The sequence below is a fragment of the Polyangiaceae bacterium genome, from assembly GCA_020633205.1.
Classification (GTDB): domain Bacteria; phylum Myxococcota_A; class Polyangia; order Polyangiales; family Polyangiaceae; genus JAHBVY01.
The window spans coordinates 217,500-234,783 of the sequence record JACKEB010000014.1 but is presented as its reverse complement, the minus strand read 5'-3'; the positions used below and the strand labels follow the sequence as shown (position 1 = coordinate 234,783).

General features: G+C 64.3%; 15 protein-coding genes. 9 read left to right on the top strand and 6 right to left on the bottom strand.

The annotated features are described in order from the left end of the window. The first annotated feature begins 3 nt into the window (after window positions 1-3). From H6718_21055 to H6718_21040, 4 genes are all read left to right on the top strand, one after another. Window positions 4-528, top strand: a complete 525-nt coding sequence (locus tag H6718_21055) for a hypothetical protein (protein ID MCB9587907.1) — start codon at window positions 4-6, stop codon at window positions 526-528. Window positions 529-638: 110 nt separating this feature from the next. Beyond that, window positions 639-1,313, top strand: coding sequence for a hypothetical protein (locus H6718_21050; GenBank protein MCB9587906.1), 675 nt, complete (start codon window positions 639-641; stop codon window positions 1,311-1,313). A gap of 77 nt (window positions 1,314-1,390) precedes the next feature. After that, window positions 1,391-2,785, top strand: coding sequence for a hypothetical protein (locus H6718_21045; protein ID MCB9587905.1), 1,395 nt, complete (start codon window positions 1,391-1,393; stop codon window positions 2,783-2,785). A 56-nt stretch (window positions 2,786-2,841) separates the two neighbouring features. Then, window positions 2,842-3,762, top strand: a complete 921-nt coding sequence (locus H6718_21040) for a hypothetical protein (GenBank protein ID MCB9587904.1) — start codon at window positions 2,842-2,844, stop codon at window positions 3,760-3,762. A gap of 1 nt (window position 3,763) precedes the next feature. Here H6718_21040 and H6718_21035 read toward each other — a convergent pair whose 3' ends face one another. Together H6718_21035 and H6718_21030 are read right to left on the bottom strand one after the other, a co-directional pair. After that, on the bottom strand, window positions 3,764-4,447 hold the full coding sequence (locus tag H6718_21035) for a hypothetical protein (protein ID MCB9587903.1): 684 nt from the start codon (window positions 4,445-4,447) through the stop codon (window positions 3,764-3,766). After that, window positions 4,444-4,947, bottom strand: a complete 504-nt coding sequence (locus tag H6718_21030; protein MCB9587902.1) for a hypothetical protein — start codon at window positions 4,945-4,947, stop codon at window positions 4,444-4,446. Before H6718_21030 ends, H6718_21035 begins: the two co-directional genes overlap by 4 nt. On the opposite strand from H6718_21030, the gene H6718_21025 reads away from it, so the two are divergent. Then, window positions 4,946-6,337 (top strand): hypothetical protein, encoded by a 1,392-nt coding sequence (locus tag H6718_21025; protein ID MCB9587901.1) that lies wholly within the window; start codon window positions 4,946-4,948, stop codon window positions 6,335-6,337. The genes H6718_21030 and H6718_21025 overlap by 2 nt on opposite strands. A 59-nt stretch (window positions 6,338-6,396) precedes the next feature. Then, on the top strand, window positions 6,397-8,625 hold the full coding sequence (locus H6718_21020; GenBank protein MCB9587900.1) for a S9 family peptidase: 2,229 nt from the start codon (window positions 6,397-6,399) through the stop codon (window positions 8,623-8,625). 36 nt (window positions 8,626-8,661) lie between these two features. Here the strand turns inward: H6718_21020 and H6718_21015 are convergent, their stop codons facing one another. Next, a complete protein-coding gene (locus H6718_21015) occupies window positions 8,662-10,059 on the bottom strand; it encodes a hypothetical protein (GenBank protein ID MCB9587899.1) in 1,398 nt (465 codons plus the stop codon). 926 nt (window positions 10,060-10,985) lie between these two features. Between H6718_21015 and H6718_21010 the strand changes: the two genes are divergently transcribed. The 3 genes from H6718_21010 to H6718_21000 all read left to right on the top strand — a co-directional run bounded on the left by H6718_21010 (window position 10,986) and on the right by H6718_21000 (window position 13,491). After that, complete coding sequence (locus tag H6718_21010; GenBank protein ID MCB9587898.1) at window positions 10,986-11,348, top strand: hypothetical protein; 363 nt, start codon at window positions 10,986-10,988, stop codon at window positions 11,346-11,348. Between the two features lie 26 nt (window positions 11,349-11,374). After that, entirely contained in the window at window positions 11,375-12,406 is a 1,032-nt protein-coding gene (locus tag H6718_21005; protein MCB9587897.1) for a hypothetical protein, read from the top strand. Between the two features lie 467 nt (window positions 12,407-12,873). Beyond that, on the top strand, window positions 12,874-13,491 hold the full coding sequence (locus H6718_21000; GenBank protein ID MCB9587896.1) for a TetR/AcrR family transcriptional regulator: 618 nt from the start codon (window positions 12,874-12,876) through the stop codon (window positions 13,489-13,491). A 71-nt stretch (window positions 13,492-13,562) separates the two neighbouring features. Here the strand turns inward: H6718_21000 and H6718_20995 are convergent, their stop codons facing one another. The 3 genes from H6718_20995 to H6718_20985 form a co-directional block, all read right to left on the bottom strand. Continuing rightward, the gene (locus H6718_20995) at window positions 13,563-14,594 is read right to left on the bottom strand and encodes a hypothetical protein (protein ID MCB9587895.1); all 1,032 of its coding nucleotides are present in this window, start codon (window positions 14,592-14,594) and stop codon (window positions 13,563-13,565) included. Beyond that, complete coding sequence (locus tag H6718_20990) at window positions 14,591-15,952, bottom strand: hypothetical protein (GenBank protein ID MCB9587894.1); 1,362 nt, start codon at window positions 15,950-15,952, stop codon at window positions 14,591-14,593. The genes H6718_20995 and H6718_20990 overlap by 4 nt, the downstream gene beginning before the upstream one ends. 117 nt (window positions 15,953-16,069) lie before the next feature. Continuing rightward, window positions 16,070-17,281: a hypothetical protein gene (locus H6718_20985; protein ID MCB9587893.1), complete on the bottom strand. Its 1,212-nt coding sequence runs from the start codon at window positions 17,279-17,281 to the stop codon at window positions 16,070-16,072. Between the last annotated feature and the right edge of the window lie 3 nt (window positions 17,282-17,284).

Below are 17,284 nucleotides of genomic sequence, written 5' to 3'. Positions count from 1 at the left end.
ACGATGAAGAACCTCATCCTGATCACCCTCACCTCATTGCTTGCCACCGCTTGTGTTGGAGGCGCTGGTGAGGACTCGGGCAGTCACCAAGATCGCGTGAGCTGCCAGGACAACGCGGACTGCAGCAGCGGGCGCTGCGAAATCGAAGACGATGGATCGTTCTGTAAGGCAGACGACGATGCATCGGGCGGATCGGGCAATTCCAGCGGGTCCGGTGGCTCGGGCAACTCCAGCGGGTTCGGTGGCTCGGGCAACTCCAGCGGTTCGGGTAGCTCGGGAGGCTCCGACAACTCGGGCGGCTCCAGCGGTTCCGCTGGCTCCGGGGTCTGTTCCGTCGATGCTGATTGCCCAGTTGGTCAAGAGTGCGAGGTCGAACACGGCGTCGGCGCGTGCGTGGACCACGGTGGGTCTGGCGGAAGCGGAGCTGGCGCCGCGGATGAGTGTCAAACGGACGCAGACTGCGCCTCGGGCGAAGAATGCGACCTCGAAGAGGGCGTCTACGTCTGCAAACCGCACGGCGGAGCCTGATCCTCGTGACCTCCTTTCACGACCGCCCTACGCTTCCTGACTCACCCAAAGCGAAGCAACCGAGGCGTGGATTGAGCTGGCTAAGACAAATTGGCTCTGTCGGAGTCCTGTTGATCGCCCCCGGTTTCACCAACTGTGGGGAGCCAGCGCATTCGGCTGCCGCGAGCGCAACTACCGGCGGTGTGGGCGGCACCGCAGGTGGCGGTGTTGGTGGCACTGCGGGCGGCGACGTGGGAGGCACTGCCAACGCTGGCGTGGGCGGTACTGGCAATCCGGTAGGCGGAGCCAGCGGGGCAGCAGGTGGTGGTTCCGCGGGGGAAGCGAGCTTCTTCTACTCGCTTCCCGTTTGCATCCCCGATGGTTCGCTCGAGCCGCCCCATCCAGATCTCAGCGGCAGCTACTCCGTCCCGGTATCAGCGAACTTGGAAGCGTACGCCGCCTACCCAGTTGGCGACATCAGCATTTGTCGCACGGAAACTACAATCGAGCTCGGGTACTCACTCCCCGCACTGCTAGTCGGGAAAAAGACCCGCGTTGACTTCAGCGGTGGCGTAGATCCATCAGCCACCCAGCATGTGCTTTCCGGAAAGGACGGTACAGCGACCTGCAATCGCATCGGAAAGGCATGGAGCTGCCTGGAGCACTTCATGGGAATCGAAGTCGATCTCCAACGTGTCGCAGACGAGGCGGCGGCTCTGAGTCCCGCTGAGGCACAGGGTCGCATAGACGTCGCGACAGTCTTTCAAGGTGATCCGATTGGCGTTCTCGAATTCAAGCAACCCTGACGCGGAGCGGCCCTAGACCCTGAGCTCCTCTCAAGCGACCGCAATCGCAGGCGCACCCATGCTATTCGGTGAGGCGAATGCCACCTTCAGCGATCCGCACGGTTGTACTTGGCCTGACTGGTGCGCTCTCCCTTAGCGCCTGCGCACATCCGCCGCCGCCAGAAGCGCCGCCCAAGGCTCCCTACTGTCCAACGGTGCAAGCAGAAGCCGAACCGCTCTTGGTGTTGGCGGACCAACCTCGCGCGGCACTCCAGGCCAACCGATTCGAGCACGCCGTTGCCGTGCGGTACGAGACCCAGGGTTGTGAGGTGACACTGGAAGTGCTGCAGGATTGTGTGGCGAGTGCGCTACCGTATGAATACAGGCCGTTCCTCAAGCGAGAGGCGCGCATAGCGACCAATGAGGCGGAGGTCTTCAGCCAGCTACCCCTGGGAGCGACCTACGCCGCCCCGCGCCTCGACGGCGAATCCGTTCGCGCGGATACCTTTACCGTGGGCCAACTGAACCTCTCCACCAAGCATGAGCTGCAGCGCAAGAACTTCGAAGGACCCAGCTGCGCCCGCGCGACCCACTACGTGACACACATCCACGTAGGCGGCTTCAGCCTGGTGGCGGGCAACGCGGAGACGCTCGCTAATACCATCTGGTTCGACCCCGCAGCGCACGCCGCGGCGCACCCTGGCGCGCAGCTGATCCGCATGGAGGGCACGCCGGCCCAATGTGGCGAGGCGGTCAGCACCAGCGAACGCCTCGCGCTGTGCAGCGTTCCGTTGCGTCTGGGTCTGGCCCCCCTCGACCCGGCGCCGGTGCCCCCGGGCGCGGCGCTCGACGTCCCGAGGCAGCGGGAGTACGCGCGCATCGACGCTCGTCTCCGTGCGGAATTCGACCGCGAGACGGGGCACCAGCAGCTTCGAGGCTCGGTGACCCAGGTGATCCTGACTTTTCGCGCCTACGCCGCAGACGCGAAGGACTGGTACAAGGCGCTACAGCAACTGCTCGAAGGGCAGCCTGGTGCCAAGTGGGAGGTCAACGTAAAGCTGCGGCAAGCGTCGCTCTACGAAGGCCTTGCAACCAGCCTGCGCGAGGTCAAGGCGCCAGCGCTCCAGATGTTTACCCCACACCAGTTGAACGTGCTGGCGCAAGCAGACGCGAGCGACAACCCCGATCTTCAGGAGAAGGCCGCCGCCATCCGCGCCAAGATCGACAACGCCTGGAAGACCGCGCGCGAGAAGGAGCTGCGCGCCACCTACCACATCGCGATCGTCAAATACGCGGAGCTCCTGCTGAGCGCGAAAGAGCTCACCGGCCCCCTCCCCGAAGCGCGCTTCGCGATCGAGCGGCTCGCGCAGCTGACCACCTGGGTGGGAGAAGAAAGCATGCGCGAACACATGGCGAACTACACGCCACAGATCGCCTACGAAGAGGGCCTGTTCCAGCGCCTGCGAGACAGCGGCGCAACGGGGCTCCCGTAAAGCCTCTCGCAGAACTCCCATGACTCTCAGCCGCGAGGCGCCCTATTCTCGCGCGGATGCGCAGAGCACTCGGTCCGGCGTTCGTGCTTGCAGGGTTCGTGGCCAGCTGCGGCGGCACGCAACCGGCGCCTCCTGTCGAGGTCGCCGCACCCACGGAAGTAGCACCAACCGCCGAGGAGACACCGGTGGAGCCGAGTGCCGCCGACTTCGACCAGGGCAAGCGCCTGGAGCTCGCAGGAGGTCCGGCGCTCGGTTGTGAGGCGCGGCAAGCGGGGGATTGGGTGAGGGTGCGCTGTGGCGAGCTGAGCTACTTCGGTACTCCAGCCTGGCGCGCGAGCGTCGATAAAGCTTCCTCGGGGATACAGCCAAAGGTAACCGGCGGCATGGGGCAGCTCCAGCTGGTGTGGCGCTTCACCGAAGGCAGCAAGCTGGACGCATCGTTCGTGTGGTTTCCGCATCTGGTGCGCTTGCACTCCGAGTGGCCAAAAGGCAGTCCGCGTCCCCTCGCCGTCGCGCGATTTTTCGGCGTACCCCAGCGCAGCGCTGCAGAGCTGATCCAAGCGGCCTGCGCGTGCCCGCCGCGACTCGCACCGGGGCTCATCTTGAAGAGCCACGGCATCAGCTGCGACTCACCCATGATAGATGGTGATGGAGTCGATCCCTGGGAGCCTGAGTGTCTGCGCGGCCTCGAAACGGGCTGTCAGGAGTTCAACGAGTGCCTGACTCACGAGCCGTCGGGCTACCGAGAGTGCATCGACGACGAACACGCAACGGGGCTCGGCCCGTTCACCAGCTGCCACAAGAAGTGCGATGAAACTCGCAAGTGTCCCTCGGGCTTCAGCTGCGAAGACGCCTACGAGCAGAACCCGATGGGCGAACCACCCGAGGAGCGACCCTTCGCCTGCTTCCCCACGGATGAAGCCTCCAGCGAATACTACCAGGCCTTGAACGCCTACCTCGAGCAACACAAGAAGTAGCTCAGAAGTTCCAGCCGTACCCCACGTGGAGACCAAAGAGCGAATAGTGCGCGCGGTAGCTCTGTGTCACCTGCACAGCCTGCGTTTTCATCCGGCTCGTCTCGGAGTAGCTCACCCAGCGCTGCGCAAACAACGGCCCAAAGTTCAACACCGAGTGACCCCAGCGAAACAGGCACTCGAGCTGCCAGCCAACGCTGAACCCGATACTAGCTCGCGTCTCCCGGGTCACGGCTCGCCCCGCCGTAGCCTCGCTCACGTACACCGGCAACAGCAACGCCAGCGGCATGCTGAACGCGAACGCGAACTCGCGTCGCCCGTCCTGTCGCTGGTACACGGGGAGCACCGCGCGTGGAACCGCAGCGGTTTCGAAGAACGCGATGCTCGGCCCGCCGCGCACTCTGAGCAGCTCCCCGGCGCCCATACGCAAGCCGAGGTGTAGCGGCGATAGCACCGGCAGCGACACCCCGACTGCAAGTGGCCAGGTGGGGTCGAAGCTCAGTGACTCGGCGTCGCTGGCGTTGTGAGCTTGGGCTGAACTCTGAGCTTCGTAGTTCGCTGAGTGTAGCGGCCACTCGACACGCAGCTGGGAATAGAACAGCGGCTTGTCCTTCAGATCGCTGGCCGCCGCACTCGCGCTATGGCTACAAGCACCAAGCAGGGCCAGCGCCGTGACCCAGCTCTTCACCGTGGGCACTCCGCTGCTGCTCTCGACGCCAACGGCAGCTCTCCAAGGTATGTTTCCGCAGAGATATTCGGCGCGCTCGTGAGGTACAAACGCTCACCGACGCGCTCCAGGTAGACGGTGTTTGCGTCGGAGCGGGCGCGCCCCTCTCCCCCAAGAACCAGGTCGCGGTCCCAAGACAGCAGAGTCGTGGCGAGTCCGTCGCCCTCCACCACGGCGACCTCACAGGCGTCGCCGTCGTAACTGCTCGGCAGCACCGTGTCGATCCCCGCCGGCAGCTCCAAACACTCCCTCAGCTCCCAGGCCTGGCTAGCGGGCAATGGCCCGTCACAAGCCCACTCCGCCTTCCAAATCCGCACATGCACGGGGAAACTCGTCGCGTTGAAGAGCTTCGCACCGTGGGGTTCGTAGCAACCGGACAAGGCCCCACAAACCCATACGCAAAAGCCAACGGACGCGAGTAGGCGCCAACCGGAGACTTGGCTATCACCGAAGCACGACATGGCTGCTCGGATTTTGGGGGTGAGGATGAGTCGCACCACGGCACTGAAGGTGGCTTGCTTCGGAGGCACGCTGCTCGCCGCTCTCGGCTGCGGCCGGGTGATCGAGCCTGGCGAAGAGGAAGGCGTCCAAGTGGGTCTCTGCGACCCGAGCCAGGAGTGGCACTTGGTCGACGAGCAGCTCGACGAGCGCGCCGGGCAGTCGCTGTTGTGGTTCGGCGATGGCCCCGTGGTCGCGACGCAGTTCACCACGCAGAACAACTGGAGCTCCGTGGAGCGCTTCGATGGCCGTGGCGATGAACTGTTCCGCAAGGATATAAGCCAGCGCGTCAACCTGCTCAGCAAGGTCGGCGACGGATTCCTCGCGGTGGGCCACGGTGACGGCAGCCCGCGCCGTACGACCCTCGAGTATCACACCGGCGGGTCGAGCTTCGAGTGGCGGGTCGCCTTCGAGACGGAAGAAGACGTGTGGCCCGCCGGGGTCTACCAGGTGGACGACGCGTTGTTGCTGATTGGCACCCAAGAGACGTACTCCGGCGCAGATAAGGATCTGGTGGTGTATGGACTAAGCGACCGCGGTGAGCCGAGGTTCACTCGCGTGTATGGCGATGATCCGCCGACCCTGGGTGAGTCGAGCGACGAGCGCGTAGTGGGCAGTTACGCGTTCGAAAATCACGTCGTGATCGTCAGTCAGGCCTGGCTCAACGGTTCTGGAGGCCCGGTGAAGGCGCTCGCCATCAACTCCGCTGGCGAGCTGCTCTGGGAGTACAGCGACACCTTCCAGTACGCGCGGGGCACCAGCTGGACGGTGGCGCCGACGAGCGATGGCGGTGCGTTGATCACCGGAAGCCCGTCTACCGGCGGCGTGGGCACGGGCCCCGGGCGGCTCTTGCGCCTGGACGGCAAGGGTCAGCGTCTGTGGGTGCAGACGCTGAACGATCCGGACATCGAAGATCCCGAAGTGACCGCATCGGTCCAGCTGCCGGACGGCGACTTCTTCATCTCGGCGCTGGGTTGGGGCCCAGCGGTGCGCAGCTACCGCATAGATCCCCAAGGAAATATCCGGAGCACGATCGTGCACACCGAAGAGCAACTCGCCGGCGCGCCGGGCTTCACCCGGGTGCGCTTGATGCCAGGCGGAGGCGTGCTGCTCAGTTCGGAGCTGCGAGAGCTGGATGGCGGCACACTGAACTTGCTTCGGGTCGACAACGCCGGGCAGCCCCTCTGGCAGCACCGCATTGATCGCCCTGGCACGGCCTTCATCGGCGATTTGGTGGTGGGCCCCGACGGCCAAGTCGTGATGGCGGGGCGCTTCGCGAAGCAGGACTCGGTCGATGAACGCCACGTCTTGCAGTTGAGCGACGCGTGTCAGCTCGAGCACGCCGCACCTTGAATCGCAACAACGTACGACCTCCCTCGACACCCGAGGGCGACTGAGGTTACTCGAAGGTCATGGGTCGCAAGCTCACGCTGTGGATTGCGGTTGCGCTCGCAGCCTGCAGCGGGAACCGACCGACGCAATCCCGCGCTCCGGAGCGGAAGCCGACCGCTGCCGCGACGGAGGCGCCGAAGCCCCCACCGCCTGTCGTGCGCGCTCCGCCTCGCGAAGACAACCGCGGGGTCATGGGCGGCCCGCGCGACGACACCGCGTTTGAGTGGGACGTCGCTGACGTCGACGACGTGGTGGAGCCGGAGCTTGAGAACATCCCGCCGATTTCGCGATTCGTCGCGACCCAGCTCGCTCCGTACCTGGAGACCCGACGCGCCAAGCTCGCGACCCAGGGTCCCGCGGGGCACGGCATCGTCGTGCTCACGCGCCTCGCGGAAGCGACTCACCTCCACCAAGTTTTGAGTCCGCTCGCGCTGCGCGAGCAACTGACGTTCGGCAGAGATCCCGTTGAACAGGGTGCGTTCAGCCCCAGCGGCCTGCTGACGTACCGCGGGGATCAGCTGGGGACGGAGAACTTCCAGATCTGGGATCTCAACCTCGAGACGCGCAATCGACAACTGCTGACCGACGGTGAGAGTCGCAACGGCGGGTTTCGTTGGCTGACCGACGGCTCCCTCGCCTTCACGAGCAATCGTCGCAACGGCACGGACATGGACCTGTATCTGCTGTCTGCGAAGGCGGCCGCACAAGGCAAGCCCGCCACCCTGGCCGCAGAGCTTCCAGGCCAGTGGGTCATCCAGTCCACCTCGCGAGACGCAAAGCAGATCCTGCTGCTCGAGTACCTGGCGGCGGATCAAGCCACCCTCCACGTCCTGGATCTCGAGACGGGCAAGCGCCGCCCGGTGCGCGAGCTCGAGCCCGGAGTGTCCACCACGCTCGGCCTGTTCAGCGGAAAGCCTGGCGAGGTTTACGCGCTCTCGGATCGCGGCGGTGAGTTTGCGCGCGTCTTCAAGATCGACACCGATTCCGGTGTGTGGACACCGGTCACCGCGCGCTACAAGTGGAACGTCGAGGAGTTTGCCCTGAGCGGAGACGGCAAGCTGCTGGCGTTCACGCTGAACGAAGACGGCTACTCCATGCTGTACCTGCAGCCGCTCCCAAAGGGCAATCCGCGACCCGCCCGTTCGATTCCGCGAGGAGTCATATCCGCTCTGCGTTTCGCCGACGCCCGCTCGCTGCTGTTCAACCTCTCGACGCCGACCTCGCCGCCAGACGTCTTTGGCTTCGATATCAGGACGTCGAAGCTCACCGCCTGGACCCGTAGCGAAGTCGGCGGCATGCCCAAGTCGAGCTTGGTGAACCCAACCATCGTCACCACGAAAGCACCTGACGGTACCGACCTCCCGAGCTTGTATTACAGGCCCAGCGGAGACGGCCCCTTCCCAGTCCTCTTGTGGATGCACGGTGGCCCCGAACAACAGAGCCGCCCGAGCTTCGACCCACTGATTCAATATTGGGTTGCCACACGGAAAGTCGCCGTACTGGCACCCAACGTGCGCGGCTCAGACGGCTACGGCAAGACGTTCCTGGCGCTCGACAATGGCAACCTGAGGCACAAATCCGTGGAAGACATGGGCACGTGGCTCGACTGGATCGCCAAGCGCAAAGAACTGGACGCAAAGCGTGTGGGGATACACGGAGCAAGCTACGGCGGCTTCATGGTGCTGGCCGCGCTGACGAAGTACGGCGACCGTATCCGCGCGGGTTGCGACGTGGTCGGCGCGAGTGACCTGGTCACCTTCCTCGAGAACACCAGCGACTACCGCCGCGAGCTGCGACGCCGCGAATACGGGGACGAGACCGACGTGGAGATGCGCGACTACCTGCACAGCATCTCGCCGCTGCACCAAGTCTCGAAGATCCAGAGCGCGCTCTTGATCGCGCACGGAGAGAACGATCCGCGCGTGCCCATCACGGAAGCACGCCAAATTGCTGAGGCCGTGCGCGCTTCGGGGCACGACACCTGGTTCTTCCTCGCCAAGAACGAAGGCCACAGTTTCCGCCGCCGACGCACCCGCGATCTGTTCTACAGCGTGATGAGCGAGTTCTTCGAGCGCTACTTGGTACAAGGCCTCGACAGCAAGCTGCCCCCAGAGCCCCAGCTGGCAACCGATCCTCTAGCGCCTACAGATCCTAAACCGTCAACCGATCCTAAACCGCCTACAGAGCCTCCGACAGGGCCGGAACAGCCTGAAGAACCCAAGGTCCCTGCGCCCGGAGCCCCACCGTGAAGTGGCTCGGGCACTCCCCAGTTGCGCCAATCGACTTCAAGTCAGCTCGAGCAACGCGCCCGAGCGCGCGTGGATGAACAGGCGCCGAAGATACGCTGAGCCCGCGTAGGGGTCTGGCAACAGCGCCTTCAAGTCGGCGCAGCGAAGCTCTCCACTCAAGTGCTGACGGCTCTTCAACACGTCGAGCAGGCGCTCTGCGGTCGCCTTGTCCTTGGCCTGCACCACGCTGCGATCCCCCATGGCGAACCTCACGGCGTAAGCCTCGAGACCTGCTCCGTTTCCACGATCCTCCGCGAACAGGCTGGCAACCACCTCGCCGTGGACTTGGGTGCCGTCGCTGTGGTTCACGATCACGATTGGCGTCTTGCACTGGGCGTTGAACTCCGTCGGGTCCTTGATCGGCTTGGCCAGCGTCGAGCTGCCCCTCGCAGTTCGCTTCGGCGGTTGCGCCGACTTGAAGCGTCCCTTTTCCCGGGGTCTCCACAAGTGCGTGTCGTCGAGCAGCCAGGTCTCGCCTGCGATGTCGACTGCCGTTTCCGCGTGGGGTAGCTCGACATCCAGCAGGCTGATCTCTCCTTTGGGTGTGATCAGCCACGCACCCTGCTCGACGACCAACGTGTTCCCATCGGCCAGCCGCGTCAGCTGAGCGTAGCGCCCCCACTCGGCGGGCTTCGTCGTCCACTGCTTGCCGTCGTGGATCAACAACGCGTCCTTGTCCGTCGCCATCGCTGGCGCACCGGCGCCATACGCGAAGGAATAGAGCGGGTTCCGGTCCACCGGTGCCGAGAGCAGCGCTGCATCGTATTCCCGCGGGGGCAGCGAAGGCTTGTCGCTGGGGATCTCCCGATAGTCGCGGCGCCAAGCACCGGAAACGAACCTGACCAGCGGTAGGTTGCCTTCACCACTGCGAGATTCCGCAGCGCCGAAGGCCATCACTTCCCCAGGGTACGCCCCCAAGAAGCTGACCTGCGTATGCAGATCGGCCTGCTGCATCGCGCCGGAGTACGTGCCCCACACATTGCTCGGCCAGTACTGGTCCGCCGGCTCGGCGGCATCAGCCTTCACGAGCCACAGCTTCTGCTTGCCCGCCGCTGGAAACCTGCACGGCTCAGCACAGATCAGCGCCGCGTGCTTCAGCGAGAACACCCGCCCAGTGGCCCCGCGAAAGAGCTCGAAGTCACAGCGGAGCTCGAAGTCACGGCGAATCGCCTCCGAGGATTCTGGGGGTGAGGCGCGCTCCTTCGAAACCGAGCTCTCGCTCTTCAGCGCCGTTCCCGGGGACGCCTGCGGCGAAGAGGAAAACGGCGGCGGAGAGGAAAACGGCGAAGAGGAAACCGCTGCACTGGCTTCAGGGCGCGGGAGTTCTTCAGCGGAGCGCTTTGAGCAGCTCGTCAGGCAGAGCAGCAGGATGCAACGCGGCAGCAGGAGTCGCACGGGTTCTCACCAGGTGAGCGTCGTTCAACAGCGTCGTTTCAACAGCGTCGTTTCAACAGCGTCGTTTCAACAGCGTCGTTTCAACGCTCCTCCCCCCAAACCCAATCCCTGCACCGTGCGCACCTACGAATTCGTACCCGGCTTCGGTGCGCGTACTACGCAGTATGCGCTGACACCGGCGCAGCATGCGCTGACACTCGTGGAGGCTGACACCCGCCCGTACATCTAAACATCCAAGTTCGTACGGCGTTCGATTCCTCCGATCTCCATGCCCCCAATGGAAGCCATCTGCGGTTACTATGCCTTACGCTTAGGCGACTTTCGTCTGCCTCTTTCGTTTTCGCACGGAACCAACGTGCACCCCCACGTTGGTCCATGTGCGGTCAGACAGGCCCGTAGCTCTTTGCCTTCGGGCTGGGCACTACAACTGTTGGGCGCAACCTACAGTCGTCGTGCTGAACGACCGACGATTTTTGCTTCTGGCGAGCGGCACGCTCCGTGCAATCCGCTGAGGGTTGCGCGCGAAGCGTTGCCTCGTGCATGCCGGTCGGCATCTCATTTTGATTTTCCGCAAGGGAACAAAAAGAGCTGACGCTTCGTAAGAAACCGATCGTTAGCCACCCACGAATGATTGCTGGTCCGCACCCCCTCGCGGCCCACCTCTCGAATCGATGAACTCAGTCGTCCCAGCGCCGGTTGGGTCGCACCGCGATCGCAGCGGTACGTCCAGCGATGCCCGTAGCGAGTACAGGGCGCTTCTCAGCTTGCTTGAGGAGCGTGAGTACACGGCCGCCCTCGATCTGCTCACCGAGGCGCGCAGTCGCTACCCGATGGACCGGGCGCTCGAGCGCAGCATCCAGCTTTTGAAAGCGCACATCGATCGCAACACGTCGCGCAACGCTCACCATCCAGTTGAGAGCCTCTCCATGTCAAACATCGATGACTCGCTCCAGCAGCTCCGGTCCCTCGACGGCTTCCTTGCTGCCTCACTCGTGGACTCGGAGTCCGGCATGGTGCTCGGCATGCAAGGCGCCGACGACTACGAACTCGAGCTCGCGAGTGCGCTGAACACCAAGGTGGTCTCCGCAAAGCGCCGAGCGATGAAGCAGCTGGGACTGGGCGACTTGATGGAGGACATCCTGATCACCCTCAGGGACCAGTACCACATCATCCGACCCCTGCGGAGCCGACCCGAGATCTTCCTCTATCTCGTCACGACGCGCGCGAAGTCGAACCTCGCGCTTGCCCGCATGGAGCTCGCACAAGTCGACACGTCCATGAGCCTCTAGCCCAACGCTTGGAATGAGAGACCGAAATGAACGCCATTCCCCTGCAGCTCACAGTTACGGATGAGCCCAGAGCCGCACGCGACTCACGCACGCTTTGCGCTGAGATCAAGTGGAGCGTCGACCGAATCCTGGAGCGGGTGGCCGCTACGGATGCCGATCAGCTAGCGGCAAGCGAAGGAGTCGCCGTGCTCCTGGCAGACACGCGGGGGATCCTGACCTCCGCCACCGCGTGCCTTGGCGAACTCACGCGGCGCATCGAAGCGGCAAACGCCACCACTCTGGCCCACATTGGGGACGCGGCGTTCATCGGTCGCTTCGCGCTCAACGCGTTGCTCCGCGACTTTGCCTCGACGTTGTCCGACGAGCAATCCGCGGAAGCGATTCGATTCGCCGGAAAGGCGCATCGCGAGGCATCTCGAAGCCTGCGCGTCGTTCATCGGCATTGCTGCGAGATCCTGGGCTGCGCGGTGCATCGCCCCTACTTCGCCCGAGAACTCGATGCCGCCCTCGAGACTCGCCAGGCCTATGCAGCGCTGCGACGCGCTGCCCGTCGAGTCGAGGTTCCCGAGCTCAAAGACTCCTTGCGTCACGCGATGACGACCCTGGCCGTCGTGCGCGCCCGACCTTGCTTCCCCAAGCTCCGCGCATACGACCGCGTAGTGCTCGAGGAGCTCTTCCAGCGCATCCGTGGCTGGCTAGTCAGCTCGAGCAAGGGCGCGCACGATGAGCTGGACGGCAGCCGGCTCCTCCAAGAGTACTTCAACTTCGTTGAGTTCGCCCTGGAGGTGAACAAGCGGCCAGAGCTCGTGGAGCACGACATCGAGCTGATAAACCTCGGGCTCAACCAGCTGGAAAGCCACCCGGTAGCCAGCGTACAGCCGCTGCTCGCGCCGCTCTTGGGTAGAGACGAAGCGTTGGACGCTTTGCTGAACTCCACGTGCGACACGCAGTTGCTACGGGATGAGCTCGAGCGCGTGCTGGGTTACATCGGCGGAGAACGCCACTCGGAGGTAGCGCTTCGTCTACCGCTTCAGGACGAGCCCGGCGATCGCAACTAGCTTCCGCTGTTACCCCGCGGCAATTCCATTTCATACCGTCTTAACTCGGCGCGTGCGCTGAGGCGCCGGTATGGCGTGGTGCAACCGCGGTGGTCGAGCAGGAATAGGACGTGGGCTATTCCCTCTCCCGGGGCATGGACGATTGCAGCACCTGGCCTTACGCCCCCGCAAGGATGGGTGCCACAGCTTGAGCCGGCCCGTCTCTGAGCAAGGACCCTCAACGCTGGCTAGCCCAAAGCAGCAGCTCCGAAGCAGAACTTATCCGCCCAGAAATTCCTCCCAGCGACTGCTCGTGGCGGGCCCTCGCCGCGTTCGAGGCAGTGCGGGGTTTGTGTTTGGTTTTAGCCGTAAAAGCGAACAAGCAGTCCTGTCGTACAGCGAACGATTAATCCGCGGCCCCGTTCAGGCGGCACAGAGTAATCAGGCACTAGTTCTCGACCCTTCCCCTCACGTTTTTCAGGAGAACCTTGGCGCGCCCCAAAGAGTCTGACTCGGCGAAGACGCACAAGCAGATCGTGGAGGCGGCGCTGGAGCTGCTCCGCGAGAAGCGGGACCCCTCATTCCTGTCCATGCGTCGCGTGGCAGCGCGCGCTGGCCTGAGCCCGAGCACACTTCAGTACTACTTCACCTCGAAAGAGGCATTGCTCGAAGCGTGCCTGGACGGCTACCACGAGCGACTCTCGCTGCGTGTGAAGGCGGCACTGACCGCAGTCGCCACGACCAGCGACACGCGTCGCAAGGTCGAAGCTACGCTGCGCAGCTTCATCGCGTTTATCCGTGAGGAAGAACTTCTGGTCGCGTTGCGGGTGATGACCACCGCGCGCCGGGGCGGCTTACACCCGAGCCGGCAAGCCGAGTTCCTTGGGTCCTTCGTACGCGAAGCAGTGGCGCTGCTAGGCCAGCACTCCGCGCTGGAGCCATTGGAGGCACGGCTCTTGATCCACGGTTTGACGCTCTCCTTGCCGCGCATCTTGTTGATGAGCCCAGAGGAGCAAGCGGGGCTTCACGGCAAGCACGACATCCCCTCCCAAGCGGAGCTGGATGATGCCCTGGTGCGGATCGTGCTGCGCATCCTGAAGCATTGAGCCGTCTCGGCTCAAAGCTCGTCAGCGCGGCTCAAAGCTCGTCAGCGCGACGCAAGATTCTTCAGCGCGGCTCAGAGTTCGCCAGCGGCAATCAAGCTCCAACCATCTAGCGTCGCTTCACCTTCGCGCTTGGGGTCAACATGGGCCACGCGTTGATAGGTGACCCGCCACCGCAGCTTGCCACCTTCATTGCCGCGTGGCAATTCAAAGGCTACCTCGCGCGGGACCAGGTGTACGCGATCGTCACTCGCTTCACGTCGGCCCGCTGGAGAGTCTACGAAGTGACGCGCAAGGTAGCGTTCGAGCCGCGATCCATCAGCCAGCTCCACTGTCACCGCCAGGCGGCGGAACAAGTCCCCAGTGGGGACGGCGTGAGTCACGTTTCGCGGCGTGAGCACGATGCGTACCTCCTCCGGCCCCAAGCGGCTCGCGGTCACCGTCAAAGCGGAAGCGACGAACTTCGCGTCACGCCCGCCCGGGAACGTGTGGCTCCAGTGCTTGGCGTCCGCCGAGCGCGCCATATGGCACGAGACGCACGTTTCCTTGCTGGTCGCGGCCTGGTGCTCCGCCAGGGTGCGCTGCATCGCGAAGCTCGATGCCTTGTTCTGAAAGCTGAAGTCGTGGCAGGCGCCGCAGGCTTCGTCTCCAGCAGTGCCCATGAAGCCGTGAGGCGCCGTCCGCCCCAGCCCATTCGCGACACGCTTTGCCCGGGCGCTCTCTTCCGTTTCCTCGTGGCAACTCGTGCAAGCGACCCCCAGCGCGCCGGCGCTGGCGCTCACGCCGCCCTCGCCAGAGAGTTGTAGCTCGCGTTCCTTCACGCTCTCCGGGGCGTGACAGTCCGAGCAAAAGCTGCGGGCGTGCTCCGGCTCCCGGAGCAGCGCGTGCTGGAACTCGGGCCGCGTGAAAGCCAGCTGGTGACCCGAGCCGCGCCACTCCCGAGCGACATCCGCGTGGCACTCCTCGCAGCGTCGATTCTGATCCGCTGGCGGCAACGCGCTCAACCGCTCCGAGGCCGCGTGAGACGACCGCTGACTCGCCGCGCCGAGCACCAACAGCACGCTCGCGGCAACCACGCCGATGCTCTGAGGAAGCGAAGCGCTCACGGCAGTTCGATCTGCGCTCCTGACCAGGGGTGAACGAAGAGGCGATCCATACGGTCATCCTTACCGGACGGAAACATGGAGTCGACGTCGACGCATTTCAACTCGGCCTTGAGCTCGCCGCTGACCCAGCCTTCGAACTGCTTCGCCGCCGTCACGTCTTTCGCCCGCACCAGGTAACGCTGACCCGACGTGAACGTGATCCTGTACAGCGGATAGGCGAGAGCGTGATCCGCATGCTTGCGGAACACATCGGCGATCTGGTCGACCCGAGGCAGATAGCCGTCGCTGGTCTGCAACAAGACGACCGGCGTCTTGCACGCGTCGCTGAAGTCGCCAGGTGCCTCGATCGATGCGTTCGGCGCTGCTTCAGCGTCCGCACCTGCGTCCTCAGCGGACGGCTTCTTCACCACCATCGAGCGACTGGCGACGCGCTCCTCAATCGGCGCCAGCTTGAAGCGTTCAGGCTGCTTCGGCTTCAGCACCTGATTCGAGGCAAACAAGTACGCGACGCCGCCTTGATCAACGGCCCTCTCAGCGCCGGATGGCAGCTTGAGCTTGCTGATCTCCCCCTGCTTCGAGATCAAATACGCATCGCCTTGAACCGCGAGCGTGGTGCCGTTGGTCAGGCGATACAGCTGCACCCCGTCCCGCCAAGGCGCGATCTTGTGGACCCACTCCTTTGCCGTGCGGATCCAAAGCGACTTGGCCTCCGCGCCGAGCATGGGCCCGTCTGCGCCGTACCTGAAGCTCTGTCGCGGATCCCGCTTGGTGGGCAAGGAGAGCAGCGCCTCGTCGTACTCCCGCGGCGGCGTCGCTTGCAAATAGCGAAAGCCAAGGTCATCACTGGTGGCGTTCACCCAGTACTTCACGAAGAACTTGACCTGCGGCAGGTTGCCTTCGCCGGTGCGCCCCTCCCCCCAACCCTGGGCGAACAAGCGCTTTGGATAGTCGCCGCTGAAGCGCACCTCGGAGGAGAGCTTCTGCGATTTCATCTCCTGGAGGTACGGCTCCCACGCGTTTGCCGGCCACAGCTCGGGGGCATCCCTCACCACGCCGTTTTCCATGATCTGCATCTTGGGGGGAGGTGTGCTGGGGAACTCACAGCTCCCGCCACAGGAGAGCACCGCGTCTCCCACGAGGAACAACTTCCCGCTGAGGCCCTTCACGACCTCGAAGTCAGCGCCGTCGTCCTTCGCTTGCTCCGGCGCTGCGCTTTCCACGGGCACCGCGCTCTTGGTCGTCACCGCGGTCCCGGCTGACGGCATCGCGGATGGCTCCGGCTGAGGTGTGTCGGCGCTCTCCTTCTTGGAGCACGCCACCAACACCAGTACTGCTGCACCCAACGCTACGCTTCGCATCCTCCGCCTCCTGACTTCGTCGCTAGCGTCGCTGGAGTGCGACAGCAATGGGCACGTCTCTCATCAACGCGCCTCACCCCCAACCCTGTTCCCGCCGGCTTGGTGGTTCGACCGCACCTACATCAGGTGCAGCTCGCTGCCGTCGAACCACGCCATCACGAAGCGACCGCATTGGTACTGCTGGAGCTCTGGGTACTCGAGGCTGAGGAAGATCTCGTCGTCGGCGTTGACGCGGAAGTCATGGATCCTCGCCGGATCGAGGTCGAGCAGCGTTTCATATTGGCCCGTCTCGGCGACGCGATAGAGCTTCGACTCGTCAGCGATGTAGAGGGCGCTCCCTGGAGCTGAACGGAGCGCCGTGTAGCGGCCGAAGCTGAGTCCCGCCGGAGTCCAGCCCTGGTCCTTGTGCATCAGTAGCTGATAGGTGCCTTGCTGAAAACCCATCAGAGCATATCCCCCCGGCAACACAGCGCCAGCTTCATAGATGCCTGGAGGCGCCGCCACCGTCTGAGTGGCGCCACTCTCGGGGTCGATGCGAGCGACGAAGGCGTCGTCTCCCGCGACGAGTAGCTCACTCCCCAAATCGAGCAGCGTCCGCGGGGCGTCAGGAGCCCCGACCCGCGTCAGCTCGGTCCACGCTCCATCAGCGAAGCGTGTGAGCGCGTAGCCATTCTCGCCGTCCGACTCCAATTGATACACGCCTTCGCTCCGCGCCGCGGCGTCTACGGGATGGGCAGCAGGCCGGTTACCCAGACACTCAAAGTTGCCATCCAGTGTGCTTTTCCCCACGGCACAAGCGCCTTGGTAGATCCCCATCGACAGCAGCGCGCTGCCCTGGGTCCCAATCGGACGAGGCGTATACAAGTCACGGAAATGATGAATCGCCTGCCAGCCCTGCCCCTGATTGACGAACAGCGACTGGTATGCCGCTTCTGGCGCCGAGCAGTATTCCTGGATACCGCCTCCAAGTAGCGTGGTGCAGCGCATACCGATCGTAAGGTAAACCGCGTCCTGGGTGCTCCAGAGCGCGGTGAACATGTTGTTCCCCACCCACGGCGAGCAAAACGGCTCAGTCGACTCACGCCAGCCCGGCGTCCCGAACCCGGGACCCAAGCTGAAATCCGCCGGGCGCGCGGGCAACTCCACGGGTGGCGGTGTTACGGCCGTCGGCGGCTCAGGCGGGTCGAGCACTCCGCCGGTACCCCCTATACCACCCACACCGGCGCTGCCTCCGCTTCCCCCCGCACCGCCCGTGTCCGATTCGGAGCCGCAGCCTGCCACAGCGAACGCAAGCGCCAACGATACACAGCCGGCGAGGGAGCGAAGCATCCT